Source organism: Methylophaga sp. (assembly GCF_048266885.1).
Taxonomy (GTDB): domain Bacteria; phylum Pseudomonadota; class Gammaproteobacteria; order Nitrosococcales; family Methylophagaceae; genus Methylophaga.
Genome location: NZ_JBLWYR010000007.1, coordinates 90,494 through 116,631 on the forward strand (window position 1 = coordinate 90,494; position 26,138 = coordinate 116,631).

Sequence of the window (26,138 nt, forward strand, 5' to 3'; positions counted from 1 at the left end):
TAAGCCCATCGATGAGCATCATCAAGATTAACGATCTCTCTGTTGAAGTTATCCGTAGCGCACGCAGAAAGACTATCGCCATTAAAATACAGAATGGCAACGTCACTGTGCATCTGCCCAAATTAATGCCCTTATGGTTGGCGAAACAATTTGTGCTGCGCAAACATCATTGGATTGATGATAAATTAAAAAAGTATCAGCAGCGCCCACCTGAAAGGCAGTTTATTGAGGGTGAATTACAACCTTTTATGGGCCAACAGTATCCATTACTTATTATTCAGGAGCCTCAGCGCCAGCGACTGCATGTCCAGTTTGATCAACAAAAACTGGTGATTACCGCTCCGGCCCATGTCACTTCGATACAAATAAAACAGTCGTTAACGAGATGGTACAGACATCAGGCAGAATCGTTATTGATAAAAAGAGTGGAACAGCTTGCTGAGCAAACTGGCCTCCAGCCAAATCAGGTTCAGATCAAAAGTTATAAATCCCGTTGGGGCAGCTGCAATCTTAGAGGTGATATTCAACTTAATTGGCAGTTAGTGCAGGCCTCTCAGTTGATTATTGATTACGTCATCATTCATGAACTTTGTCATTTACAACAGCATAATCATTCCAAGGCGTTTTGGGATTTAGTGGAACGATTTGACCCGAATTACCGCGAACATCGAAGTTGGCTGAAAAATCATGGCCATCAACTAGTTATAATGTGACCGACTTAACTTGGTAATTTTTCCATTATGACTTAATATATGCCTCATTGAATGAGGAACGCTGCGACAGAGAGCACTCTGCTAGGCTTATTCAATTTTACATTCCAAACGGCGTTCATTATTAACAGGTCACTGGTAGTAATGGGCGTTTCATCCGAACTTTCCCCATAGTTTAACTATCATTACCTTATTTGAATTTTAATGAGGAAGTTGTCTATGAGTAATGCTTATCTTTTTACCTCTGAATCCGTTTCAGAAGGTCATCCAGATAAAGTAGCAGACCAAATTTCCGACGCTGTGTTAGATGCTATTCTGACTAAAGATCCCCACGCCCGTGTTGCCTGCGAAACATTGATTAAAACCGGTGTGGCGATCGTCGCCGGAGAAATTTCGACTAGCGCTTGGGTCGATTTGGAAGATATTGTTCGTAAAACCATTACGAACATCGGTTATAACAGTTCCGAAGTCGGCTTTGATGGACAAACCTGTGGTGTGATGTCAGTTATCGGTAAACAATCTGGCGATATTGCTATGGGGGTGGATCGTGAAACTGAAGAAGACCAAGGTGCGGGTGATCAAGGCTTAATGTTTGGTTATGCCAGTAATGAAACTGAAGTGCTTATGCCTGCTCCCATTACGTATGCTCACCGCCTGGTGAAACGTCAGGCCGAAGTTCGTAAAAGCGGTGAATTATCTTGGTTACGTCCTGATGCTAAAAGCCAGGTCACGTTTATCTATGATAATGGCGTTCCCGTTGGCATTGATGCCGTGGTGTTATCCACCCAGCACAATCCTGAAATCAGTCAAGCTGATCTGAAAGAAGCGGTAATGGAACTGATTATCAAACAGACGCTCCCTGCTGAATGGCTGACAAAAAATACCCAATACCATATCAATCCAACCGGACAATTCATTATTGGTGGTCCAGTCGGCGATTGCGGTCTGACCGGCCGTAAAATTATTGTTGATACCTATGGCGGTATGGCTCGCCATGGTGGTGGCGCATTTTCGGGTAAAGATCCTTCGAAAGTGGATCGCAGTGCCGCTTATGCAGGTCGTTATGTAGCAAAAAACATCGTGGCAGCAGGGCTTGCTGATCGCTGTGAAATTCAGATTTCTTACGCGATTGGTGTGGCGCAACCCACTTCTATCAGTGTTGAAACCTTTGGTACTGGCAAAATTGCTGAAGACAAACTTGTCGCATTAGTTCGCGAGCATTTTGATCTACGCCCAGTTGGTCTTATCAAAATGTTGGATTTAGTCCGTCCTATTTATCAGCAAACTGCCGCATATGGTCATTTTGGACGTGAAGAAGCTGACTTCAGCTGGGAACGAACTGATCTCGCTCCCGTCTTACGTGAAGCAGCAAAAATCAACTAATTACAGGAATTTATCATGCAATCAGCAGTAGAAAACTTAAAACCAGATTACAAAGTTGCCGACATCAGTCTGGCGAAATGGGGTCATCAAGAAATCAAAATCGCCGAAAGTGAAATGCCTGGTTTGATGGCATTACGCGAAGAATATGCCGGTCAATATCCGCTTAAAGGTGCGCGTATCGCTGGTTGTCTGCATATGACCATTCAAACTGCGGTGTTAATTGAAACACTGGTAGAACTGGGCGCTGAAGTGCGCTGGTCTTCATGCAATATCTTTTCAACCCAGGATCATGCTGCGGCGGCGATTGCCGACCAAGGCATTCCAGTATTTGCTTGGAAAGGTGAAACCGAAGAAGAAGCAATCTGGTGTATTCGTCAAACTATTTTGGGCTCTGATGGCTGGCGTCCAAATATGATCCTGGATGATGGTGGCGATTTAACCACGATGATGCATCAGGACTACCCTGAATTGCTGGCCGATGTAAAAGGTCTGTCGGAAGAAACCACCACAGGTGTTCATCGTTTGTATGAAATGATGAAAGCAGGTGCCTTGAAAGTGCCTGCAATTAACGTTAACGACTCGGTCACTAAATCTAAATTCGATAATCTGTATGGTTGCCGTGAGTCGTTACTCGACGGTATTAAGCGTGCAACCGATGTCATGGTTGCGGGCAAAATCTGCGTTGTATTGGGTTACGGCGATGTCGGTAAAGGCTGTGCTCAAGCTTTCCGTGGTATGGGTGCCACCGTCATGGTAACCGAAATTGATCCAATTTGTGCCCTGCAGGCAGCAATGGAAGGTTACCGTATTGTCACCATGGATGACGTTGCTGATAAAGCCGATATCTTTGTTACTGCTACCGGTAATATCAATGTCATTAATCATGATCATATGGCAGCGATGCGTAACGAAGCTATCGTTTGTAACATCGGTCACTTTGATAATGAAATTGATGTTGCTTCAATTCGTAAATATCAGTGGGAAAATATCAAACCTCAGGTAGATCACGTTATTTTCCCAGACGGTAAGCGTATTATTCTGCTGGCTGAGGGTCGTCTGGTAAACTTGGGTTGTGCCACCGGCCATCCGAGCTTTGTCATGTCAGCTTCTTTCACCAATCAGGTGATGGCGCAAATTGAGTTATGGCATAACAGTGCCAACTATGAGAATAAGGTTTATGTGTTGCCTAAACGTCTGGATGAAAAAGTGGCCAGACTGCATTTAGGCCGGATCGGTGCTAATCTGACCGAATTAAATGCTGAACAATCCAAGTATTTGGGCCTTGAACAAAATGGTCCATACAAACCGGAACATTACCGTTATTAAGCTTAAATGTAGGGCTAACTTTTTAAGTTAGCCCTTTTTCTTTTACCCCTGAAGTAAACATCATGGCTAAACAACCTATTATTAGTTGCGAGTTCTTTCCGCCAAAGACGGAAAAAGGCGCACAGAATCTTTTATTGGTACAAGAAAAATTGTCCGTATTAAAGCCTGAATTTTATTCAGTGACTTTTGGTGCAGGAGGATCGACTCAGGACAACACGCTTGAAGCCGTTGTAGAGATTCAGCAACGGGCCAAACAAACAGGAATTGGCGCAGCGCCGCATTTATCCTGTGTGGGGTCATCAAAAGAACGTATTCGCACTATTTTACAAACCTATATTGATAACGATATTTCCCGTGTGGTGGCATTAAGAGGTGATTTACCCTCCGGCATGCGCGATCCAGGTGATTTTCGCTATGCCAATGAACTGGTAGATTTTATCCGCAAGGAAACCGGCGATCATTTCACCATCGAAGTTGCCGCTTATCCGGAAGTGCATCCGCAGGCACAAGACGCCAACAGCGATTTTGAAAACTTCAAACGCAAAGTTGATGCAGGCGCTGACAGCGCTATCACCCAGTATTTTTATAATATTGATGCCTACCTGTATTTTGCAGATCGCTGTATGCAGGCCGGCATTGAAATTCCGATTATTCCCGGCATTATGCCGATCAATAATTATTCACAACTAGCCCGTTTTTCTTCCGGCTGTGGTGCTGAAATTCCGCGCTGGCTACGAAAAAAACTGGAAGCTTATTACGACGACATTCCGTCCATGCAGGCATTTACCACTGATTTTCTGACCGACTTCACCGAACAATTGATGGAAATCGAGGTGCCTGGCCTGCATTTTTACAGTATGAATAAATCCGAGCCGGTATTAACCGTTTGTGAGCGGCTGGGATTAATTCGCTGACGCCTGGACTGAATTAGCCGTGGATTTTTTCGGTGCATCAGTCGTCGCAGCACTCAAACTGCTGATAGCATTTGATGCCACTGTCTGGGAGATCATTCAGACATCCGTCGGCATTTCGGTTGCGGCAGCATTTATAGCTGCATTGCTGGCGATCCCGGCAGGAGTCTTTACCGCCTTAACCGAATTTTCCGGGAAAGCGGCTCTACAACATATTCTCAATACCTTAATGGCCATGCCCACCGTCGTTATTGGCTTATTACTTTACGGGCTGTTCAGCCGAATGGGGCCATTGGGTGAGTTGGGACTGCTTTACACCCAATCTGCCATGATCATCGCCCAAAGTATTTTGACCTTTCCAATCATGATGAATCTGACCTTAGTAACCGTTAATGCGGCTGATCCCCGATTGATTCTGACCTTAAAAAGTCTCGGTGCCAATAAATGGCAACAATGCTTTCAAGTATTAAAAGCAGTTCGATTAGCGGTATTAGTGGCTATCCTGACAGGCTTTGGCCGAGCAATTGGAGAAGTAGGCGCCGCGATGATGCTGGGCGGCAATATTGAAGGCTATACCCGGACCATGACCACCGCCATCGCGTTAGAAACCAGTAAGGGTGAATTTGAATTAGCCTTGGCACTGGGCATTGTGTTGCTGCTGATAGCATTTATCTTAAACTTTGCATTGTCTTGGATAAACCGACGATTGACATGAACTACGCCTACCAACTTAACAAAGTCAAAGTTCACTATGGAGATCAGTTAGCGCTGGATATTGAACAGCTCAATATTCCTGCCAATGAATGTCTCGCCGTGTTAGGTGAAAATGGTGCTGGCAAGTCTACTTTGTTTCATCTATTGGCATTGCTACAGCGACCTGAGGCTGGTGATATCTATGTTTTTAATGAGAATATTGCGGAGTCGAAAACTCAATATCGGCAACGAATAGGCTTGGTTGATCAACATCCTTATATGCTCCCCGGCACCGTAGCAGACAATATTCGCCTGGCATTAAAACTGCAAAAAGTCGATAAGTCACAGCATCAATCTCGCTTAGAGCAAGTATTGAAAACCGTCAATTTAACCCGGTTAGCTAACCAATCCGCCAGCACTTTATCCGGTGGAGAACAACGACGTGTAGCTATCGCCAGGGTGTTAGCATTTGAACCAGAAATTTTGTTGTTGGACGAACCTTTTGCGAATCTCGACAGCTTTCATCAACAGCAGCTGGAAGATGTAATCAACGGCTTAAGTTCCAGCGGGAATCGTACGGTATTGTTTTCAACTCATGATCGACTTCAAGCCCTGGCAATAACCCCGCACGCCCTCCAGTTAGTCAGAGGAAAACTGGTTTCCGCTCCACTGCTGAATTTATTTCATGGGCACTATGATGGTGAAATATTTCACACCAACGCGCTCAAAATCTTTGCAGCAGAAGGTTTGCCTTCCGCACGACATATAGCCATTGATCCCTTAGCAATCACCATTAGCACTGAAACACATTCCGATAGCAGTGCCCGCAATCAATTGCCTGGCCGACTTATCAGTATCAGTGAATCTGGTAAAGCGATTCGATTGACTGTTGATTGTGGAGACAAATTTGAAGTCATTATCAGTCATCAGGCATTGTCCGCTTTAGAACTCTCTCTGGGTGATTCAGTGTGGATTAGTTTTAAAGCAACTGCAGTAACCGTGTTGTGATTTTTTATTTTAGAAACACGTATAGGCAATGGCGCGAGGATTGCGGTAACATAAACTCATGGTCACAACATTAAAACAAAAAACTAAGTGAAACCCTCATTACAGCTACGCATTGGTCAAAGCCTGTCTATGACGCCGCAGTTGCAACAAGCAATCCGTTTGTTGCAATTATCGTCGTTAGAATTGCAGACAGAAATTCAAGAAGCACTTGAAACCAATCCCCTTCTAGAAGTCGAGGAAGATTATGACTACGATGAGCCTGGCGTTGCTCGTCGTGACGAAGATAACGGTAGCCGTGAAATCAGTGAATTAGAAAACACTGACATTCCTGAAGACCTGCCGGTCGATAGCAAATGGGAAGACACATACGACAACACCCAGAGTATGAGCAGTTCAGGTCCTTCTGCTGACAGCGATTTTGAACGCGATAATCAGGATGAAAGCAGCGATAGCCTACAACAACATTTGCTTTGGCAAATGCGTCTCACCCCATTTACTGAAACAGAACAAGCCATCGCCACTACCATCATTGACTCTATTGAAGATGATGGTTATCTCAAAACCACATTGGAAGAAATTCAACAAAGTCTCGGTGAAGAATTCGCAGAAGTAGAGCTTGATGAAATTGAAACGGTATTACACCGAATTCATCACTTTGATCCGGTTGGCGTTGGAGCCCGTGATCTTCGTGAGTGCCTGCTGATCCAATTGCGACTTTATGAATCGACTGTCGCTTTAAAGCATGTCGAGTTGCTCACTGAGCTGATTGATAAACATCTGGATACACTGGCTAAACGTGATTACGCTCAGATAAAACGCGCTTTGAAAGTCAGTGATGATGAATTAACCGATCTGGTTCGTTCAATTCAGTTGCTTAACCCGCGTCCCGGCAGTAGTATCCAAACTGACAAAACGGAATACATCGTACCGGATGTCTACGCAATAAAAGTGAATGGTAGATGGCAGTTATCGCTCAATCCAGACAATGCGCCAAAACTGCAAATCGCTGAACATTACGCCTCTTTAATTAACCGGGCTGATAGCAGCGAAGAAAATACCTATCTAAAAAACAATCTGCAGGAAGCTCGCTGGTTCCTGAAAAGTTTACAAAGTCGTAATGAGACCTTGCTAAAAGTCACCCAAGCAATTGTTGAACGGCAACGGGACTTTCTTGACCATGGCGAAGAAGCTATGAAACCTCTGGTGTTAGCCGATATCGCCGAGACAGTGGAAATGCACGAATCCACCATATCTCGGGTAACCACACGCAAATATCTGCATACACCACGCGGCATATTTGAACTGAAGTTCTTTTTCTCCAGTCATGTTGGTACTGAAAGTGGTGGGGAATGTTCAGCTACAGCTATTCGCGCGATCATCAAAAAATTGGTCGCCGCAGAAAACCCAAGAAAACCCCTGAGTGACAGCAAAATTGCTGATATTCTTGGAGAACAGGGCATTAATGTCGCTCGTCGTACGATTGCAAAGTACCGCGAAACCCTAGCGATAGCGCCCTCAAATGAGCGTAAGCGACTGGTGTAAAACCAGTTTTAGTCCACCAACAGGAGTGATGCATTATGCAATTAAATCTAAGCGGACAACATGTTGATATCACAGACAGCCTACGGGATCATGTTAATAAAAAATTCGAGAAACTGACTCGCCATTTTGATCATATGACCAACGTGCATGTAGTGTTATCTGTTGAAAAACTTCGGCAAAAAGCTGAAGCCACCGTGCATGCCAGTGGAGCAGACTTATTTGCTTCTGACGAGCAGGAAAATATGTACTCCGCTATTGAAAATCTGGTTGCCAAACTAGATCGACAAATTATCAAACACAAAGATAAAATTACCAACCACCATCAAGCCGATGGTGCGATTCAGAAACACAACGCTAGTTAAGGAGCGGGATTTTTCATGCTTATTGCTGCACTGCTCGTAAATGCGGACAACATCAGTTTCCACGATGAAGCTACCAGTAAAAAACGGGTGATTGAAAATCTCAGTCGTATGCTGGGAGCCAATACCAGTGCAGCGACTGCTGAAAAAATATTTCAAGTTCTGCTTGAACGGGAACGTTTAGGCAGTACCGGCTTAGGCAAGGGCGTGGCAATTCCCCACGCCCGTGTCCCGGATCTCACGCATACCGTGGCTGCCATGCTGACGTTAGAAAACCCAGTTGAATTTGAAGCAGCAGATAGTAAACCGATAGATATTGCCTTTGGTTTATTGGTTCCGGAGGATGATACTGAACATCACTTACAACATCTGTCACGTCTAGTGACATTATTTCGTGATGAAGATATCTGTAGCCGCATTCGCCAGGCTTCCAGCGCCGAAGCCATTTTTGAATTATTGCTTTCCATCGACGAAGAATAAATTGTCATGTCTTTGCCAGCAGCTATCGATAGCCAACATGGCGTCATGCTTCACTATCAGGGTAAAGGCATATTCATCTTCGGTGAAGCAGCTGTCGGCAAAAGCAGTTTAGCTCTCGAATTAATCCATCATGGTGCAATATTGATTGCCGACGATGTAGTAGATTTTTCCATAGATAATAACCAGCTTAAAGCCTCATGCCCCAAACTGCTTTCCGGTTTATTACATACCCGTGAATTAGGTCTGATGGATATCCGCTCATTATGTGGAAAAGACAGCTGGCGTGACCAGGCCAATGCTGATTTGTGTATTGAACTGAAAAAAGTTCATCATCCGCATGCCAGCGTCAGCACCCCCTCTCATAATAAATTCATTCTTGGTAAACCATTAACTGTACTGACGTTGTCAGTTCAGAATCCGGCATCATTAATGACCCGGATCAATACATGGTTGGCAATGCAGAGCTCACATGCAGACAATCAAGATAAAATGCATTTTTGGCAGCTTGAGAAATTGGCGTTTTAATAAACAGATATTTGCCTAAAAGGCCCATATCCATTACATTCATTGGCGGTAAATTGCCCTTCCAGTCTGACTGTTGCTGGTGACCAAGAGAACCAAAATGACCGTAGGTATTTTAATCGTATCGCACAACCATATCGGCACCGAGTTGATTAACACGGCCCGACAAATGTTGTCCTGTTGTCCGTTGCCCACCAAAGTTATCTCTATCGAAGTTAAAGATAATCCGGATGCCATCCGTAAACAGCTGGATGGTGAACTGATCGGACTTGATCAGGGTAATGGTATTTTAATTTTGACCGATATGTTTGGTTCTACCCCGAGCAATATTGCCTGTGCGGTTTCTGATCGTGAAGATATCAGAATTGTTTCCGGGCTTAATCTTCCTATGCTAATCCGTGTTTTAAACTATCCAACTTTAAGCCTTGATGAACTTGAAAACAAAGCGGTAAGTGGTGGCCAGGAAGGCATTGTACGTTGTCACCACTCAGGGTACCGTCCATGAAACAAGAACAAACTTTCACCATTATTAATCGTCTGGGTTTGCATGCGCGAGCGGCAGCTAAGTTTGTCACTACAGCCTCAGAATTCAGTTCGGACATCCTCGTTTCGCGTGATAACCGCCAGGTAAATGGCAAAAGTATCATGGGCGTCATGATGCTAGCGGCGGCTAAAGGTACCGAAATCCAGGTAACAGCAGAAGGTGATGATGCCGAATCTGCACTACAGGCAATTGGCGAGTTAATTGCCAATTACTTCGGAGAGGGCCAATGACGTTAGAGTTACAAGGCATTGGCGTTTCTCGAGGCATTGCTATCGGCCGTGCCCATATACTGTTTCACAATCAACCAGATGTTCGTGAATATCTGATTCCGGCATTTTCTATTGAACAAGAAGTCGAACGATTGTTGGATGCCCTCGAACAGGCCAAGCAGCAACTTAAGTCAATCCGAGATCACATCCCGGCAAATGCTCCCGCGGACGTAAAATCTTTTATTGATACGCATATTTTGATGCTCAATGATTCATCACTGACCAAAGTGCCAGTCGATATGATCCGCCAGCGACGCTGTAATGCTGAATGGGCGTTGCAATTACAACGTGATGCACTGATAAATGTCTTCAATGAAATGGATGACCCGTATTTGCGTACGCGGCGTGATGATGTCGATCATGTGGTCAATCGTGTTCATCGGATTTTAGCGGATCAGGAAGTAGCCGATCATGAAATCGCCGATGGGCGGCTAAAAGGCCATATCATCATCGCCGAAGACCTGACCCCAGCTGATACTGTGTTAATGCAGCATCAAGGGATTGCCGCCTTTGTTACCGAACATGGTGGTGCGACTTCGCATACTACAATCCTGGCACGTAGTCTGGGTATTCCAGCAATTGTTGGTGTGGAGTCTGTCCGTCGTTATGTACAGGACAATGAACCCCTGATCGTCGATGGTGAGGCCGGCATTATGATTGCCGGTGCGGATGAAGGCACGCTCAAGGAATATCAACAGCGCCGCATTGCTTTTGATGAACATATTTCATCGCTGAGTCGCTATAAATCGCAGCCCACCCGCACCCGAGATGGCAAGACCATTACCCTACTCGCTAATGCTGAACTACCAGAAGATATCACTACGATTAGTAATGCCGGAGCACAGGGTATTGGGTTGTATCGAACAGAATTTCTCTATATGAACCGTTTAGCACCACCCGAAGAGGAAGAACAACTCGCGGCTTATCGCGATGTGGTAGAAGGCATGAATAATCAGCCTGTGACCATTCGTACTTTTGACTTAGGTGCCGATAAAACGGTGGATGGCGGTCGTCATTTAACGCAAACCGTGGTGACCAATCCAGCTTTGGGTTTACGGGCTATTCGGCTTTGTCTTACTCAACCCGCGATGTTCCGAACTCAGTTAAGAGCCATTTTGCGAGCTTCGGCATACGGCAAAATTAAAATCATGTTCCCAATGATTTCTACGATGCATGAGCTACTGCAAGCACGTAATTTACTAGAACAATGCAAAATCGAACTAGACAAAGAAGGCCTGGAATATGATCGTCAGGTGGAGATAGGCGCCATGATCGAAATTCCTGCCAGCGCAGTTTGTGCCGAAATGTTTGCTCGCCATGTCGATTTCCTATCTATCGGCACCAATGATTTGATTCAATACACACTGGCAATTGACCGTATTGATGACACGGTCAACTATCTCTATGACCCGTTGCACCCTGCTGTTTTACGCCTAATTCATATGACGTTAGAAGCTGGCAGAAAATTTAATGTGCCTGTATCAATGTGCGGTGAAATGGCTGGTGATCCACGCTATACGCGTCTATTACTGGCAATGGGGTTGGAACATTTCAGTATGCATCCAAATGCGTTGTTGGAAATAAAACAGATTATCAACGAAACTGATTTAAGTTTATTACCAGCAAACACGCTAAGCATTATGGAAGTTTCCGATGCACTTGAGGCGGATATGTTACTTGAACAAATCAACGCACCGATTCATCACTAGCGATTTAACGCTATCCAGCACAAGGTAAGCAGGCTAAAATAGCCTGCAAAACCTCCCCCTACAAGAACCGACGCCCTCTGGAGCCGGATATGTCTGAGCTGGACAAACACCGCAGTCTCAATCACTCGCTGAATGCATTTTCCGAGGCGCTAAAAAGTGGCCGTTTCGTCAGAATGCGCCGCTTATTAGCTAGCTTACATCCAGCTGAAACGGCTCATCTATTGGAATCCCTGCCACCAGCTGAACGTCAAGTTTGCTGGCCCATTATTAATCCCGAGTTACGGGGTGAAGTACTTTCCTATATTGGTGAAGATGTTCGTACCGGTTTGATGACCGGTATGGATACGGCAGATCTGTTGAGCGCAACAGAAGATCTTGATACCGATGACGTGGCCGATATTCTGCAGGATCTCCCTGGCCATGTGATGCAAGAAGTGTTGCGAGCAATGGACTCACAACGCCGTCGTCGTGTTGAAGCTATCCTGGCATTTGAAGAGGACACGGCCGGTGGCTTGATGAACACCGATGTGGTCACCGTGCGTTCTGACATTACACTAGAGGTGGTATTACGTTATTTGCGTATGTACGGAGAACTACCGGAAAACACGGATAGCTTGTACGTCGTTGATCATCAAGACAAATATCTCGGTACATTGCGCTTGTCGCAAGTCGTCAGTCGCAGTCGTTCTCTTACCGTTCGTGAAGCGATGTCGCATCAGGTCGAGGCTATCCCGGCGAATATGTCGGATCACGATGTGGCACATCGATTTGAAAAACACGATCTGCTTTCCGCGCCGGTAGTCGATAAAGATAATCACCTGCTAGGCCGTATTACTATCGATGACGTGGTAGACGTTATCCGTGATGAAGCCGAACACTCTTTATTGAGTATGGCCGGTTTAAGTGAAGATGAAGATACCTTTGCTCCTGTCAAAAAAAGCATCCATCGCCGTTCCGTTTGGCTGGGAATTAATCTGATCACCGCTTTTTTAGCGGCAGGGGTTATTGGGCTGTTTGATGCCACGATTGAAAAACTGGTGGCATTAGCTGTATTGATGCCTATAGTTGCCAGTATGGGCGGTATTGCTGGCAGTCAGACTTTGACACTGGTCATTCGCTCAATGGCTTTGGGTCAATTGAATGATAAAAACCAACGCTGGTTATTGCGTAAAGAATTTCTGGTCGGCATGGCTAATGGCGTAATTTGGGCTTTTGTCATCGCCTTTATGACCTACGTATGGTTTGGTAATTTTTTACTCGGCGTTATGATCGGTGCGGCCATAATTGTTAATATGACAGCTGCAGCCATCGCAGGTGTCACAATTCCTTTGGCATTAAAACGTATCGGAATTGATCCGGCTTTATCAGGCAGTGTGTTATTAACCACTGTCACCGATGTGGTTGGATTTATGGCTTTTCTTGGATTTGCTACTCTGTTTATCGTTTAACTCGGATTTTATTATGTCAGGCAACAGTTTTGGAAAACTCTTTACCGTCACCACCTTTGGCGAAAGTCACGGCACAGCGCTGGGCTGCATTGTGGATGGCTGTCCTCCAGGACTGGAATTGTCTGAAGCGGATCTGCAAGGTGATCTAGATCGTCGACGTCCTGGCAAAAGTCGCCATGAAACACAGCGCCGCGAACCCGATCAAGTCAAAATTCTCTCCGGCATTTTTGAAGGCAAAACCACCGGCACCCCAATTGGTTTATTGATCGAAAACGTTGATCAGCGCTCTAAAGATTACGGCAATATCGCTGAACAATTTCGCCCCGCTCACGCAGATTATGCCTATCAGCATAAATACGGTTTTCGTGACTATCGTGGAGGTGGACGTTCATCTGCACGTGAAACCGCGATGCGTGTCGCTGCTGGAGGAATTGCCAAAAAATTTCTCAAACAACGTTATGGCATCGAAATCAAGGGTTATTTGAGCCAGCTTGGCCCAATTAAAGCCGAAACGCTGGATTGGGCTCATATTGAAAATAGTTTGTTTTTCAATCCGGATCCTAATATTGAAAGCCAACTGGAAGACTATATGGATGCCTTACGCAAGGAAGGTAATTCTATTGGCGCTCGCATTAATGTGATTGCCCGTCATGTTCCACCTGGTTTGGGCGAGCCAATCTTTGATCGCCTGGATGCCGATATCGCTCATGCGATGATGAGTATCAATGCGGTAAAAGGGGTAGAAATCGGCGCCGGATTTGAATCGGTCACTCAAAAAGGCACTGAGCATCGCGATGAAATGACTCCGGAAGGTTTTTTAAGTAATCATGCGGGTGGCACCTTAGGCGGCATATCCAGTGGACAGGATTTGCTGGTCAGCATGGCGCTCAAACCCACATCTAGCTTGCGTATACCGGGTCGTAGCATTAATACGCGAGGAGAACCTATCGAAGTGGTCACCCATGGTCGACATGATCCCTGTGTCGGCATTCGCGCTACGCCAATTGCTGAAGCGATGCTGGCCTTGGTATTAATGGACCATATGTTGCGTCATCGTGCGCAGAATATGGATGTTACCACTGATACTCCTATCATTCCGGCGCAAGCCTAATCTGATCATTGGTGCCTCTTTTCGGTCTACCCTACTGGCGACTGTCAGGGTTTTATCTTTTTTATTTTGCGACCCTGGGCATTCTGGTGCCTTACTGGGGCCTCTACCTGCAATGGGAAGGTTTTAGCGCTAGGCAAATTGGTGAATTAACTGCCATCCTGTTGGCCACCAGGATAATCGCGCCAAATGTCTGGGGCTGGATTGCCGATCATCGTGGCCAGCGAATGCGTATCGTACGACTGGCAAGTTTTCTCAGTATTTTGGCTTTCTCGGCCATTTTTATCTCGCAAAGTTATTACTGGATCGCCTTCGTGATGATGCTCTTCAGTTTTTTCTGGAATGCCTCACTGCCTCAATTTGAAGTCACTACCCTGCAGCATCTTGGTGAACACAGCCATCACTACAGCAAAATCCGTGTATGGGGTTCCATTGGATTTATTTGTGTGGTGGCCGCTCTTGGCTGGCTCATGGATCGCTATGATGCTGGCATAGTGCCTTATGCTTTGTTGGTATCAATTGGTGGAATCTGGCTGATAAGTCTGACGGTTCCCGAATCAGCCAGTCGTCATCTCAGTCTGAATCATATTCCAATCAGACAAATGCTCAAACAACCTGCAGTGCGTGCTTTTTTGGCAATCTGCTTTTTAATGCTGGTCAGTCATGGACCTTACTATACGTTTTACAGTATTTATCTGGAACAACACGGTTATAGCCGTACGTTGATTGGTCAGCTATGGGCGTTAGGCGTGGTTGCCGAATTGATGGTGTTTTTGGTTATGCATCGCTGGCTCCCTCGTTTTGGCATCAGCAAAGTATTACTTGCTAGCCTTATTCTGGCAGCTTTTCGTTGGTTGCTGATCGCGCTATATGCCGATCATATTTTTATGCTTATTGCCGCACAATCGTTACATGCAGCTAGTTACGGGGCCTACCACGCTGCGGCTATCGCGTGGGTTCATCAACACTTTACCGGGCGTAATCAAGGACGTGGGCAGGCGCTATACAGTAGCATGAGCTTTGGTGCTGGTGGTGCGGTAGGTAGCTTATTAAGTGGTTATCTATGGTTAACGCCAGGCCCAGAAATGACTTTTATGCTGGCAGCATTAACCGCTAGCAGTGCTTTTTTAATTGGGTTTGTCTGGCTTAAACCAGCGAAATCTTCCCAGATAAAATAACCAATCATATAGCGTGCTAAGCTTCCCATTAGTACTGCAAAGCCGCTATACTCCTACGTTGATAATTTCGAAAGCCAACAGTGCTCATGCACTGCTTCTGACTAGGTGGGATATGCATTTCTCAATTAAGAAAGGGCTGACATTGCCCCTTGCTGGTGCTCCGGAACAAAAAATTAGCCAAGCTAATTCGGTGGAAACTGTTGCTGTGTTGGGTCACGAATATGTCGGTATGAAACCGACAATGCTGGTTGAAGAGGGTCAGCGGGTTAAGTTAGGTGAAGCATTATTCACTGATAAAAAAATACCCGGCGTGATGTATACCTCTCCTGGAGCAGGTATTGTTAAAGCGATTAATCGTGGTGCAAAACGCGCATTACAGTCTGTCGTCATTGAGCTAGAAGGTGATGATGAGGTCACTTTTAAACACTATCCTCCAAATGAATTGCCCACACTCAATCGTGATCAAGTGCAGCAGAATCTGGTGGAATCCGGTTTATGGACAGCACTGCGCACTCGCCCCTACAGCAAAACACCAGAACTGAGCAGCGAACCCAAGGCAATTTTTATAACGGCCATTGATACCAATCCCCTAGCTGCCGATCCCAATCTGATTATTAATGAGTATGCTGAGGATTTCCGTAACGGCTTGACGGTACTCAGTCATCTGAGCAGCGGTAAACTCTATCTCTGTCAATCACCTAAGGCTGCTTTACCGACCCCTGATCTTCAAGACCTTGAAACACCTACTTTTTCAGGGCCACACCCAGCAGGCCTAGTTGGTACACATATTCACTTTATTGAACCAGTCAGCGTCAAAAAAACTGTGTGGCATATCGGTTATCAGGACGTAATTGCCATTGGTAAACTGTTTACTACAGGCTTCCTGTGGGTAGAGCGGATTATTTCGCTGGCAGGCCCTATGGTGAATAATCCTCGATTAATCCGCACACGACTTGGCGCGAACACCGAAGATTTAGTTCGCGGTGAAGGGCAAAATGTGCGCTCGCGGGTTATCTCAGGCTCAGTCTACAATGGCCATACAGCCAATAACTGGGCAGCTTTTCTTGGACGTTTTCATAACCAGATCTCAGTTCTTGAAGAAGGTACTCATCGGGAAATCTTGGGTTGGATTCGTCCAGGTGGAGCCAATAAATATTCTGCATTGAATGTGTTTTTCAGCAAACTTTTAGGCAAAAAAGAGTTACCGCTGACCACGGCACAAAATGGCAGTCCACGCGCCATGGTTCCTGTCGGTGTTTTTGAAACCGTAATGCCGTTGGATATTTTGCCTACGCAACTGCTGAGAGCTTTATTGGTCAGAGATACAGATTCTGCTCAGGCATTGGGGTGTCTTGAGTTAGATGAAGAAGACTTGGCCTTATGTTCATATGTTTGTTCAGGCAAATATGATTATGGCCCTGCGCTGAGAGCCAATCTTACACAAATAGAAAAAGAAGGATAACCATGGCGCGTTTAAGACGATTCCTAGACAGGATAGAGCCATCATTCCAAAAAGGCGGACCTTACGAGAAGTACTTTGCCGTCTATGAAATGATCGACACTTTCATATATAGCCCAGGCGATGTAACCCGCGGTTCTCCTCATGTTCGCGATGGTATCGACCTTAAGCGGGTGATGAGTTATGTCGTACTCGCTACCCTGCCAGTGTTAATGTTGATGCTTTGGAACACAGGCTATCAGGCAAATAGCGCCATGGCCCAATTGGGCATGTCGACACTCGAGGGCTGGCGCGGTTGGATTCTGACCAGTTTTGGTGTTGGCTACGATCCCAATAGCATGTTCTCTAACATGTTCCACGGCTTGCTCTATTTTTTACCGATATATCTAACAACGTTAATAGCCGGCGGCACCTTTGAAGTGATTTTTGCTGCCGTTAGAAACCATGAGGTCAATGAAGGCTTTTTGGTGACTTCAATGCTCTACAGTTTGACCTTGCCACCATCAACTCCGCTGTGGCAGGTTGCTTTGGGTATTATTTTTGGTGTAGTTATCGGTAAAGAAGTATTTGGTGGCACAGGCAAAAACTTTTTGAATCCGGCATTAACAGGCCGCGCATTTTTATACTTTGCCTATCCTGCACAAATGTCTGGTGATGCCGTCTGGACAGCCATTGATGGTTATACCGGCGCAACTCCCCTTGCTTTAGCAGCATTAGGTGGTTTGGAGGCAGTTACCGAAGCGGGTTACACTTGGACACAAACTTTTATTGGTCATATGCCAGGTTCGCTTGGTGAAACATCGACTTTGGCCATCTTAATTGGTGCAGCGTTTCTGCTTTATACCCGGATTGCCTCTTTCCGTATTATTTTCGGTGTGTTTATCGGCATGCTCGCGACATCTTGGCTATTTAACATGATAGGTAGTGATACCAATCCGATGTTTGGTTTGCCTTGGTATTGGCATTTATCTCTTGGCGGTTTTGCCTTTGGTATGGTTTTTATGGCAACCGACCCGGTGTCTGCTGCGATGACCAATAAAGGCCGATGGATTTACGGCATATTAATAGGATTTATGACGGTTCTTATACGGGTAGTTAATCCAGCCTTCCCCGAAGGTATTATGCTGGCCATTCTATTCGCCAATATATTTGCCCCTCTTATCGACTATTTTGTCGTTCAGTCGAACATTAAACGAAGACTACAGCGAAGCTAACCATGGCAGAAATCACACAGAAAAAAGGTTTTTTGGGTCAGCTGATGCAGCGGCCCAATGATGACCCTAAAAAAACTATCTTCATTGCCGTTCTGCTTTGCCTAGTGTGTTCGGTGATGGTTTCAACAGCGGCAGTTTCTTTGAAATCACGCCAAGTCGTGAATCAAAAGAACGATATACGACAAAACATTCTGGCGGTTACCGATCAGTATGAACCGGGCATGGATATGGAAGCCGCTTTTGAAAAATTTGAGGTTCGTTTAGTAGATCTGGCCAGCGGTCAATATGCTGAAACAGATCTTGACCCGGCCACTTATGATCAGCGTAAAGCGGCTGGTTCGCCTGATCTAGGTGTAAGACTATCTAATCAGGAAGACGTCGCCGGAATAGGCTCTCGGGCCAAATATGCGCCAGTATATATTCTGCGTGAGGGTGATGAAATTCAGCAATTAGTTATTCCGATCCATGGTTACGGCTTATGGTCGACCATGTATGGCTTTCTCTCCTTGGGTAGCGATTTCAATACCATTCAAGGTTTGCGTTTTTACGAACACGCAGAAACGCCAGGCTTGGGTGGTGAAATAGAAAACCCACGCTGGTTAGCAAAATGGGAAGGCAAAAAAATATACGATGAAAACGGCAACGTACAGTTCAGGGTTGCCCGTGGTTATGTTGATAACGATTCACCACAAGCAGAATACAAGGTTGATGGATTATCTGGCGCCACACTGACCAGTAAAGGTGTTTCTAACATGATTACGTTTTGGTTAGGTGAGGACGGATTTGGCCCTTATTTGCAAAGTATGCGTTCCGAACGGGGGAATAACTAATGGCAAGCCAAGCAAAAAATAATGTTATCGATCCGATAATCGACAATAATCCGATAACGTTACAAGTTTTAGGTATTTGTTCTGCTCTTGCAGTAACAACCAATATGACTGCTGCACTGATCATGTGCATTGCCTTGACGTCCGTAACGGCATTCTCTGGCGCTATTATTAGCTCAATTCGCCATCATATACCTTCCAGTATTCGCATTATTGTGCAGATGACGGTCATCGCTTCGCTGGTAATCATCGTCGATCAGATCCTCAAAGCCTATGCCTATGAAGCCAGTAAACAATTATCGGTATTTGTGGGCTTGATTATCACCAACTGTATCGTTTTAGGTCGTGCAGAAGCGTATGCAATGAAAAACTCTCCTGGCATGAGCTTTCTTGATGGCTTAGGAAATGGCTTGGGTTACAGCGTGGTGTTGTTAGTGGTGGCTTTTTTCCGTGAGTTATTTGGTGCAGGCAAACTGTTTGGACACACTATTATTCCGGTCGCAAATGAAGGCGGTTGGTATGTACCCAATGGGTTGATGCTGTTACCTCCAAGTGCGTTTTTTATTATTGGTTTGATGATATGGGCAATACGTAGCTGGAAACCACGTCAGGTGGAAGCGCCCGATTATCAGATTCATCAAGTACATCGCACGGAGGTATTGTAAATGGAGCACTATCTCAGCCTATTTATCCGCTCAATTTTTATTGAAAATTTGGCGCTCGCCTTCTTTTTAGGCATGTGTACCTTCTTAGCGGTTTCTAAAAAAATTGAAACGGCTTTAGGTCTTGGTATTGCGGTAGTTTTGGTTCAAGCCATCACCGTGCCGACCAACAATTTGATTTATCAATATCTGCTTAAAGAAGGTGCCTTGTCCTGGGCTGGCTTACCAGATGTAGATCTTAGCTTTTTGGGACTTATCAGTTACATCGGTGTTATTGCTGCTATGGTGCAAATCATTGAAATGGCAATGGATAAATATGTACCTGCGTTGTACAACGCCTTGGGTATTTTCTTACCGCTGATCACGGTGAACTGCGCCATTTTAGGTGGCACACTGTTTATGGTTGAACGTGATTACAATTTAGCAGAAAGTGCCGTATATGGCGTGGGCAGTGGCCTTGGTTGGGCATTAGCCATCACAGCAATTGCAGGTATCCGAGAAAAACTTAAATATTCTGATGTTCCTGATGGCTTACAAGGTCTTGGCATTACCTTTATTACTGCTGGATTAATGGCATTAGGGTTCATGGCATTTTCGGGGATTCAACTCTAATGGAAATCATCTTAGGCATTGTTCTCTTCACGCTCATCATCATGGTGCTGGTATTCGTTATTCTTAGTGCCCGCTCTAGATTGGTCGCAACGGGTGACATCGAAATTATCGTTAATGATGAAAAAACCATTAAAACCAAGGCTGGCGGAAAATTATTAGGCGCTTTGGCCGATGCAAATCTTTTTGTTTCTTCTGCCTGCGGCGGCGGTGGTACCTGTGCCCAATGTAAGGTAAAGATTTTTGAAGGTGGTGGTTCAATTCTGCCTACCGAAGAATCACATATCACTAAGCGTGAAGCCGCTGAAGGTGATCGTTTATCATGCCAAGTTGCCGTTAAACAGAACATGCGGATTCAAGTGCCGGAAGAAGTATTCGGTGTTAAGAAGTGGGAATGTACCGTTCGCTCAAATGACAATGTTGCTACATTTATTAAAGAGTTGATTCTTGAGTTACCCGAAGGTGAAAGCGTTAATTTCCGTGCAGGTGGCTTTATCCAGATCGAATGTCCACCTCATACGGTTGAATACAAAAACTTTATCATTGCTGATGAATACCGCCCTGATTGGGATCGCTTTGATTTATGGCGCTACAAATCAGTAGTAAAAGAAAATGTGGTTCGCGCCTACTCTATGGCTAATTATCCGGAAGAAAAAGGCATTGTGATGCTGAATGTGCGGATAGCGTCACCACCGCCAAATGCCGATGATGTACCACCAGGCATCATGTCTTCTTACATTTTTGATTTAAAACAGGGTGATAAAGTCACTATTTCGGGTCCGTTTGGCGAATTTTTTGCCAAAGATACCGATAAAGAAATGGTATTTATCGGTGGTGGTGCTGGTATGGCGCCAATGCGTTCACATATTTTTGATCAGTTACGCCGGCTGAAATCGAAACGTAAAATGACCTTCTGGTATGGCGCTCGTAGTTTACGCGAGATGTTTTACACTGAAGATTTTGACGAGTTAGCGGCTGAGAATGACAACTTCACTTGGCATGTCGCTTTATCTGATGCTTTACCAGAAGACAATTGGACCGGCTACACCGGCTTTATTCACAATGTGATTTATGAAAACTATCTCAAAAATCATCCTGCACCAGAAGATTGTGAATTTTATATGTGCGGTCCACCGATGATGAACTCAGCAGTCATTAAAATGCTTGAAGATTTAGGTGTTGAACCAGAAAACATCATGCTTGATGATTTTGGAGGCTAAGATGAATACTTTCCTTGCCGCATTTGCAATTATTCTTTTAGCTGTTACGGCTATGGCTATTGGTGTAATCTTTGGTCGCTCAGCAATAAAAGGCAGTTGTGGTGGCTTGAATCAAGTTGGCCTATCTGGAAGTTGTGGAGGCGCTTGCTCAATTCAGGAAAAAGAAGAGTGTGAAGCCCGTAAGCGGGTACAACAACAAAACTAAACAGCGTCAGGGAGTAGCCCATGCTTGCATCACTCAAAGTCAAAGATCATATGAACGGCACCAAGATCACTTTCACACCTGAGATGGATGTATTACGTGCCATTCATCAGCTGATTGAGTTTAAAATTTCCGGTGCTCCCGTTATCGATCAACATGGTAATTTGATTGGTTTTCTGTCTGAAAAAGACTGTATGCAAGTAGCGCTAAATGCTGCTTATCAAGGCGAATCAGCGGGTAAAGTTGAAGAGTATATGCATAACCAGGTTGAGACCATTGATTTTGAAGCATCAATCATTGAGGTCGCTGAAAAGTTTTTAAAAACTGCCTATAAATGTTTGCCAGTAATTAAAGAAAATCGTTTGGTCGGATCAATTACTAGACAAAATATTCTTAAAGCATTGGAACTGACATCTAACCCAGACAGCAAGCAACCAGCCAAACAGTCTACAAAACAAAACATTCATGTTAGTAACAGCGTTTCCTAACAGATAAATAATTTGTCATATAAAACAGCCGCTATGCGGCTGTTTTTATTTATGCACCACAATTTTGATGGGGGATTTTTTTGCACCAGCAATTTAGTGTAAGCTTTGGTTTATTCCAATCAAATCAAACTGAGCTTATATGATTTATAACAGCATCCTTGATACTATCGGTAATACCCCTATTGTCCGTTTAAACAATATTGCTCCTAAACACGTCGAAATGTACGTTAAGGTTGAAGCATTCAACCCAATGGCTTCTGTAAAGGATCGATTGGCATTTGCGGTGATTGATGACGCTGAAAAACGTGGTGTATTAAAACCCGGTCAAACTGTTGTTGAAGCCACTTCTGGTAATACCGGGATTGCTTTAGCAATGGTTTGTGCAGCAAAAGGATACCCATTTGTTGCCACCATGGTTGAAACGTTTTCCATTGAACGTCGAAAAATCATGCGGGCCATGGGGGCTAAAGTTATTCTGACTCCGGCAGCTGAAAAAGGCACCGGGATGGTAAAAAAAGCTGAAGAACTTGCTGAAAAACATGGCTGGTTCCTTGCCCGGCAATTTGAAAACCCGGCCAATCCGGCCTTTCATCGCAACACCACCGGCCCGGAAATTCTGCGCGACTTTGCTGGCAAACAACTGGACTATTGGGTCTCAGGTTGGGGCACAGGCGGTACATTAACCGGGGCAGGTGAAATGATAAAACTTGCCAGACCTGACACCAAAATTGTTGCTACAGAGCCTGCGGCAGCTTCAATGTTGGCCGGAGATGATTGGCATCCTCATAAAATTCAGGGCTGGACACCGGATTTTATTCCGGATGTGTTAAATCGTGAGGTTTATGACGAGCTATATCCGGTAACCGATGAAGAATCTAAAAGCTGGGCATTACGTTTAGCCAGTGAAGAAGGTATCTTCTGCGGATTGTCTTGTGGTGCCACTGTCGCTGCAGCAATGAAAGTCGCTGAGAATGCACCAGAGGGTTCAGTTATTCTCGCAATGTTACCTGATACTGGCGAACGCTACCTATCCACTTATTTGTTCGAAGGTATGAACGAAGGTTCAGACGATGAATGGCTGGCCAGCTTAGGCTAGTCAGCCATTATTAATTCATTCCGTTAATACAGCAGCCACAGCCATCGACCAACAGCACGTGTGATCAGCACCGCCTACTAGGTAGCTTTTCACATTGTCACGCGTTTTAAATTTCGACAGATAGGACATTAATACCGATCCGGGCACCACAAAATCATGATCACCTGTCAAATGTACCTGCGGAACTGATTCTAAAGCTGTACTGTAATCTATTGGATTTAAAGATCCATTCAAAGGATCTGTCTCATTAAACTGAGTCCACCATTTATGATCGAGATTACCTGCAACGGTCACTAATAGTGCAACATCGCTCCTTTTTGATGCAATTATTGATGCGATAGCCCCGCCACCAGAATAACCGACTAAACGAACTTGATTCGCGTGATACTGCTTTTTCATTTCAGAAATAGCAATATCCATTGAATCAACTACAGCCTGAGAGTAACGATGTGAAGTCCACAACTCACGATTGCATGAGTTAAATCGGGTTGCTTTAAGATACTGACAGGGACGACCAATATATACACTATCTCCACCAGTTTCCTGCGCCAACCTTAATGCAACACCAGGTTCACCATCCCCTTCAATAAAAATATTGAGTATTTCCGCCTGCTTTAAATCAGGCGGCACAAAGCCTATCATGATATGTGACCCACCAGACAGAATCAGACGATTCCAAGAAGAGATGTCATTAGCATGTACAGCAAATGGCATGACAAACAGAAACATGAATATTTTCATGGAACACCTCCTTAAAGGGTGACATAAAAAATTCTGCATAGAAGATGCCAAATACTTTTTTTGAATTTTTTAAACTAAAAATTTGTTATTTTGCTAAAAGCATTTCACCCTGTTTACAATTAACCCATGAAATCACATATTCAACATTTTCAGGATAGCAATGAGTACTTCTTTAAGGAGGGATGTTTTATCAATGAACTTTCCAACCTACCTGAAGACCCTGAGCTCTCTATTGCTCAGGCCAGAGTTGAATCTGGTGTCACCACCCAATGGCATCAGTTGAGAGAAACCACCGAACGCTACGTCATTATGGAAGGTAGTGGGGTCGTCGAAATTGGTGATTATCCTCCTCAGAAAGTAACACCCGGTGATGTGGTCTTTATTCCGCCTAATACCCGACAGCGAATTACTAATACCGGCTCACAAGATCTCCTTTTCCTTGCTTTATGTACCCCTCGTTTCGTAGCTGACAATTACCAAATCGACTTGACTTAATGTTATGAGCTCGCCATCGTGTAAGGCTTAATTATCATTTATGAATGCCTCAATAAAATAAAAAAATTAATTTATATATAACAGGGGGCCGTTTGTTTTGATTACTACTTTCAATGGATGAATTATGAAACAAGGAAACAGTTCAACAACGGAGTTGAATACTGAAATGAATGAAGTAAACGAACAAACACCGGCTATGACATTGGAAGAAATTAATTTCCAAACACTAGCCGAAGACGCACCGGTGACACTCTGGCTCACTGATATTCATGGCAATGTAATTTTTACTAATAACCAATATAAAAATTTTATCGGTCGCGAAAAAGTCGACAAGCTAGGTGGTAAGGCTTGGTTTAATGCTTTACATCCTGATGACCGAGATTATTGTCTAACAGTTTTTAAAGATGCATTTGAGACATATAAACCGTTCACCATGGAATACCGCTTACGCCGCCGAGATGGTGAATATAGGCACTTTATTGATCATGGTGAACCTTATATTGACGGACAGGGCCGTTTTTCTGGTTTTGTCGGCTCCTCAACAGATATAACTGAACAAAAACTATCAGAAGACGAACTTAAAAAATCTCATCAGGAATTGACTCAATATAACTATGAGATGAATCTGATCAATCAACTCAATTCATACCTTCAGGTATGTCGTTCAGTTGATGAAACCTACCCTATTGTTTCCTATTATGCCGAACAAATATTCCCCGACTGTACTGGCGCTCTGTATTTATTTAATGACAAAAAAACCTTGGTAGAATCAATGACTACCTGGGGAATAACAGAGCATATTAAAAGTGCACCAGTAATTGCGCCAGATGACTGCTGGTCGCTTCGCCAGGGTAAAGAACATACTACTCTTGATAACGATGGCAGGCTTAAATGCAAACATGTTAGTGATAGTGTCAGCAACTATATCTGTGAACCGATTATTGCCCAAGGCGAAATGCTTGGCATGTTACATATTGAGTTTAATGGAGCAAAACATAAAGTTGGAGATGAAAAAACCTACTATGTCGAATCCAGAAAACGTTTGGTAAAAATTACTGCAGATAATCTTGCATTATCACTGGTTAGTTTAAAACTCAAAGAAGCATTGCAATCACAATCCGTTCGCGATCCTTTAACTTACCTTTTTAATCGTCGCTTTATGGAAGAAAGTCTAGAACGCGAAATCCATCGCTGTGCACGTGCTAAGCATGGGCTTGGTCTGATTATGTCTGATATAGATCATTTTAAGAAATTTAATGATGATTATGGCCATGATGCCGGCGATATTGTGCTTGTCGAATATGCCAATCTGCTCAAAAGCCATTTTCGTAGTAGTGATGTTATCTGTAGATATGGTGGCGAAGAGTTCATTATTATTATGCCGGATATCGATAAGGACAATCTGATTAAGCGTGCTGAAATGCTTTGTCAGGAGACCAGTTCATTAGAATTGCTATATCAGAATAAACCGCTTCCACCTATTACAGCATCATTTGGTGTAGCTTTTTTGCACAATACACTCATTGAGAAAGCTGCCATCATTAAAGCTGCTGATATCGCTTTATATGAAGCAAAAAATAATGGGCGTAATCAGGTTGTGGTTTCTTCTACAGAGTTTGTTGATATTTAACCAAGTAGTTTGCTGATTCAAAACTCCGTTCAAGTAGGTCACCTTGTCTAAACGATAGATAATAAAAAAGGCCACCCCTGTTAACTGTAGCCTTCTATTTTTGATCTACTTTGATGAGATGCATCCCTGCATCTCACCCTGCGGGCGCCTACTGGCGTCCAAATCTGTTCCAGACAGATTCGTCACATGGGGGTTGCCATGCTCAAGTTAAATCACCACAAGTTTTGAATATAAAAAAAGCCCGGCGCTTTCGCGTCGGGCTTGTTTTATATATAAAGCCTGGCAGTGACCTACTTTCACATGGG

General features: G+C 44.3%; 28 protein-coding genes and 1 riboswitch. Of the genes, 27 read left to right on the forward strand and 1 reads right to left on the reverse strand.

Going from position 1 to position 26,138, the window contains the following annotated elements:
• The first annotated feature begins 11 nt into the window (after positions 1 to 11).
• From ACN0V2_RS05055 to cysK, 25 genes are all read left to right on the forward strand, one after another.
• Positions 12 to 713 carry a M48 family metallopeptidase gene (locus ACN0V2_RS05055; protein WP_417549699.1) on the forward strand — a complete coding sequence of 234 codons (702 nt, stop codon included), beginning with the start codon at positions 12 to 14 and terminating at the stop codon, positions 711 to 713.
• A gap of 47 nt (positions 714 to 760) precedes the next feature.
• A riboswitch (S-adenosyl-L-homocysteine riboswitch) is annotated at positions 761 to 837 on the forward strand.
• 92 nt (positions 838 to 929) lie between these two features.
• Positions 930 to 2,093 (forward strand): methionine adenosyltransferase, encoded by a 1,164-nt coding sequence (metK, locus tag ACN0V2_RS05060; RefSeq protein WP_417549700.1) that lies wholly within the window; start codon positions 930 to 932, stop codon positions 2,091 to 2,093.
• 15 nt (positions 2,094 to 2,108) lie between these two features.
• Positions 2,109 to 3,419, forward strand: coding sequence for an adenosylhomocysteinase (ahcY, locus tag ACN0V2_RS05065; protein WP_417549701.1), 1,311 nt, complete (start codon positions 2,109 to 2,111; stop codon positions 3,417 to 3,419).
• A gap of 62 nt (positions 3,420 to 3,481) precedes the next feature.
• A complete protein-coding gene (gene metF, locus ACN0V2_RS05070; RefSeq protein WP_417549702.1) occupies positions 3,482 to 4,333 on the forward strand; it encodes a methylenetetrahydrofolate reductase [NAD(P)H] in 852 nt (283 codons plus the stop codon).
• 19 nt (positions 4,334 to 4,352) lie between these two features.
• Positions 4,353 to 5,045 (forward strand): ABC transporter permease, encoded by a 693-nt coding sequence (locus ACN0V2_RS05075; RefSeq protein ID WP_417549703.1) that lies wholly within the window; start codon positions 4,353 to 4,355, stop codon positions 5,043 to 5,045.
• Positions 5,042 to 6,031, forward strand: a complete 990-nt coding sequence (locus ACN0V2_RS05080; RefSeq protein ID WP_417549704.1) for an ABC transporter ATP-binding protein — start codon at positions 5,042 to 5,044, stop codon at positions 6,029 to 6,031. Before ACN0V2_RS05075 ends, ACN0V2_RS05080 begins: the two co-directional genes overlap by 4 nt.
• 87 nt (positions 6,032 to 6,118) lie before the next feature.
• Positions 6,119 to 7,573, forward strand: coding sequence for an RNA polymerase factor sigma-54 (locus ACN0V2_RS05085; RefSeq protein WP_417549705.1), 1,455 nt, complete (start codon positions 6,119 to 6,121; stop codon positions 7,571 to 7,573).
• 35 nt (positions 7,574 to 7,608) lie between these two features.
• Positions 7,609 to 7,935 carry a ribosome hibernation-promoting factor, HPF/YfiA family gene (hpf, locus tag ACN0V2_RS05090; RefSeq protein ID WP_417549706.1) on the forward strand — a complete coding sequence of 109 codons (327 nt, stop codon included), beginning with the start codon at positions 7,609 to 7,611 and terminating at the stop codon, positions 7,933 to 7,935.
• A 15-nt stretch (positions 7,936 to 7,950) separates the two neighbouring features.
• Positions 7,951 to 8,412: a PTS sugar transporter subunit IIA gene (locus ACN0V2_RS05095; RefSeq protein ID WP_417549707.1), complete on the forward strand. Its 462-nt coding sequence runs from the start codon at positions 7,951 to 7,953 to the stop codon at positions 8,410 to 8,412.
• A gap of 6 nt (positions 8,413 to 8,418) precedes the next feature.
• Positions 8,419 to 8,937 (forward strand): HPr kinase/phosphorylase, encoded by a 519-nt coding sequence (locus ACN0V2_RS05100; protein ID WP_417549708.1) that lies wholly within the window; start codon positions 8,419 to 8,421, stop codon positions 8,935 to 8,937.
• 97 nt (positions 8,938 to 9,034) lie between these two features.
• Complete coding sequence (locus ACN0V2_RS05105; protein ID WP_226071461.1) at positions 9,035 to 9,439, forward strand: PTS sugar transporter subunit IIA; 405 nt, start codon at positions 9,035 to 9,037, stop codon at positions 9,437 to 9,439.
• Positions 9,436 to 9,708 carry an HPr family phosphocarrier protein gene (locus ACN0V2_RS05110; protein ID WP_417549709.1) on the forward strand — a complete coding sequence of 91 codons (273 nt, stop codon included), beginning with the start codon at positions 9,436 to 9,438 and terminating at the stop codon, positions 9,706 to 9,708. The genes ACN0V2_RS05105 and ACN0V2_RS05110 overlap by 4 nt, the downstream gene beginning before the upstream one ends.
• Positions 9,705 to 11,456 (forward strand): phosphoenolpyruvate--protein phosphotransferase, encoded by a 1,752-nt coding sequence (ptsP, locus tag ACN0V2_RS05115; RefSeq protein ID WP_417549710.1) that lies wholly within the window; start codon positions 9,705 to 9,707, stop codon positions 11,454 to 11,456. The genes ACN0V2_RS05110 and ptsP overlap by 4 nt, the downstream gene beginning before the upstream one ends.
• Before the next feature lie 89 nt (positions 11,457 to 11,545).
• Positions 11,546 to 12,904 carry a magnesium transporter gene (gene mgtE, locus ACN0V2_RS05120; RefSeq protein WP_417549711.1) on the forward strand — a complete coding sequence of 453 codons (1,359 nt, stop codon included), beginning with the start codon at positions 11,546 to 11,548 and terminating at the stop codon, positions 12,902 to 12,904.
• Positions 12,905 to 12,917: 13 nt separating this feature from the next.
• On the forward strand, positions 12,918 to 14,015 hold the full coding sequence (aroC, locus tag ACN0V2_RS05125; protein ID WP_417549712.1) for a chorismate synthase: 1,098 nt from the start codon (positions 12,918 to 12,920) through the stop codon (positions 14,013 to 14,015).
• Positions 14,016 to 14,026: 11 nt separating this feature from the next.
• Positions 14,027 to 15,190: an MFS transporter gene (locus tag ACN0V2_RS05130; protein ID WP_417549713.1), complete on the forward strand. Its 1,164-nt coding sequence runs from the start codon at positions 14,027 to 14,029 to the stop codon at positions 15,188 to 15,190.
• A gap of 112 nt (positions 15,191 to 15,302) precedes the next feature.
• Positions 15,303 to 16,652 carry a Na(+)-translocating NADH-quinone reductase subunit A gene (locus tag ACN0V2_RS05135; protein ID WP_417549714.1) on the forward strand — a complete coding sequence of 450 codons (1,350 nt, stop codon included), beginning with the start codon at positions 15,303 to 15,305 and terminating at the stop codon, positions 16,650 to 16,652.
• Between the two features lie 2 nt (positions 16,653 to 16,654).
• Positions 16,655 to 17,863 carry an NADH:ubiquinone reductase (Na(+)-transporting) subunit B gene (locus tag ACN0V2_RS05140; RefSeq protein WP_417549715.1) on the forward strand — a complete coding sequence of 403 codons (1,209 nt, stop codon included), beginning with the start codon at positions 16,655 to 16,657 and terminating at the stop codon, positions 17,861 to 17,863.
• Positions 17,864 to 17,865: 2 nt separating this feature from the next.
• Positions 17,866 to 18,693: a Na(+)-translocating NADH-quinone reductase subunit C gene (locus tag ACN0V2_RS05145; RefSeq protein ID WP_417549716.1), complete on the forward strand. Its 828-nt coding sequence runs from the start codon at positions 17,866 to 17,868 to the stop codon at positions 18,691 to 18,693.
• Positions 18,693 to 19,355 carry an NADH:ubiquinone reductase (Na(+)-transporting) subunit D gene (locus tag ACN0V2_RS05150; protein WP_417549717.1) on the forward strand — a complete coding sequence of 221 codons (663 nt, stop codon included), beginning with the start codon at positions 18,693 to 18,695 and terminating at the stop codon, positions 19,353 to 19,355. Before ACN0V2_RS05145 ends, ACN0V2_RS05150 begins: the two co-directional genes overlap by 1 nt.
• Positions 19,356 to 19,964, forward strand: a complete 609-nt coding sequence (gene nqrE, locus ACN0V2_RS05155; RefSeq protein WP_417549718.1) for an NADH:ubiquinone reductase (Na(+)-transporting) subunit E — start codon at positions 19,356 to 19,358, stop codon at positions 19,962 to 19,964.
• Positions 19,964 to 21,181 carry an NADH:ubiquinone reductase (Na(+)-transporting) subunit F gene (gene nqrF, locus ACN0V2_RS05160; RefSeq protein WP_417549719.1) on the forward strand — a complete coding sequence of 406 codons (1,218 nt, stop codon included), beginning with the start codon at positions 19,964 to 19,966 and terminating at the stop codon, positions 21,179 to 21,181. Before nqrE ends, nqrF begins: the two co-directional genes overlap by 1 nt.
• Position 21,182: 1 nt before the next feature.
• The gene (gene nqrM, locus ACN0V2_RS05165) at positions 21,183 to 21,386 is read left to right on the forward strand and encodes a (Na+)-NQR maturation NqrM (RefSeq protein WP_417549720.1); all 204 of its coding nucleotides are present in this window, start codon (positions 21,183 to 21,185) and stop codon (positions 21,384 to 21,386) included.
• A 20-nt stretch (positions 21,387 to 21,406) separates the two neighbouring features.
• Positions 21,407 to 21,871: a CBS domain-containing protein gene (locus tag ACN0V2_RS05170; RefSeq protein ID WP_292356702.1), complete on the forward strand. Its 465-nt coding sequence runs from the start codon at positions 21,407 to 21,409 to the stop codon at positions 21,869 to 21,871.
• A gap of 139 nt (positions 21,872 to 22,010) precedes the next feature.
• The gene (cysK, locus tag ACN0V2_RS05175; protein ID WP_417549721.1) at positions 22,011 to 22,967 is read left to right on the forward strand and encodes a cysteine synthase A; all 957 of its coding nucleotides are present in this window, start codon (positions 22,011 to 22,013) and stop codon (positions 22,965 to 22,967) included.
• 15 nt (positions 22,968 to 22,982) lie between these two features.
• On the opposite strand, the gene ACN0V2_RS05180 is transcribed toward cysK, so the two are convergent.
• Positions 22,983 to 23,708, reverse strand: a complete 726-nt coding sequence (locus tag ACN0V2_RS05180) for an alpha/beta hydrolase (RefSeq protein ID WP_417549722.1) — start codon at positions 23,706 to 23,708, stop codon at positions 22,983 to 22,985.
• 126 nt (positions 23,709 to 23,834) lie between these two features.
• On the opposite strand from ACN0V2_RS05180, the gene ACN0V2_RS05185 reads away from it, so the two are divergent.
• On the forward strand, positions 23,835 to 24,203 hold the full coding sequence (locus ACN0V2_RS05185; RefSeq protein ID WP_417549723.1) for a cupin domain-containing protein: 369 nt from the start codon (positions 23,835 to 23,837) through the stop codon (positions 24,201 to 24,203).
• Positions 24,204 to 24,327: 124 nt separating this feature from the next.
• Positions 24,328 to 25,833, forward strand: coding sequence for a diguanylate cyclase (locus tag ACN0V2_RS05190; protein WP_417549724.1), 1,506 nt, complete (start codon positions 24,328 to 24,330; stop codon positions 25,831 to 25,833).
• Positions 25,834 to 26,138: the final 305 nt, after the last annotated feature.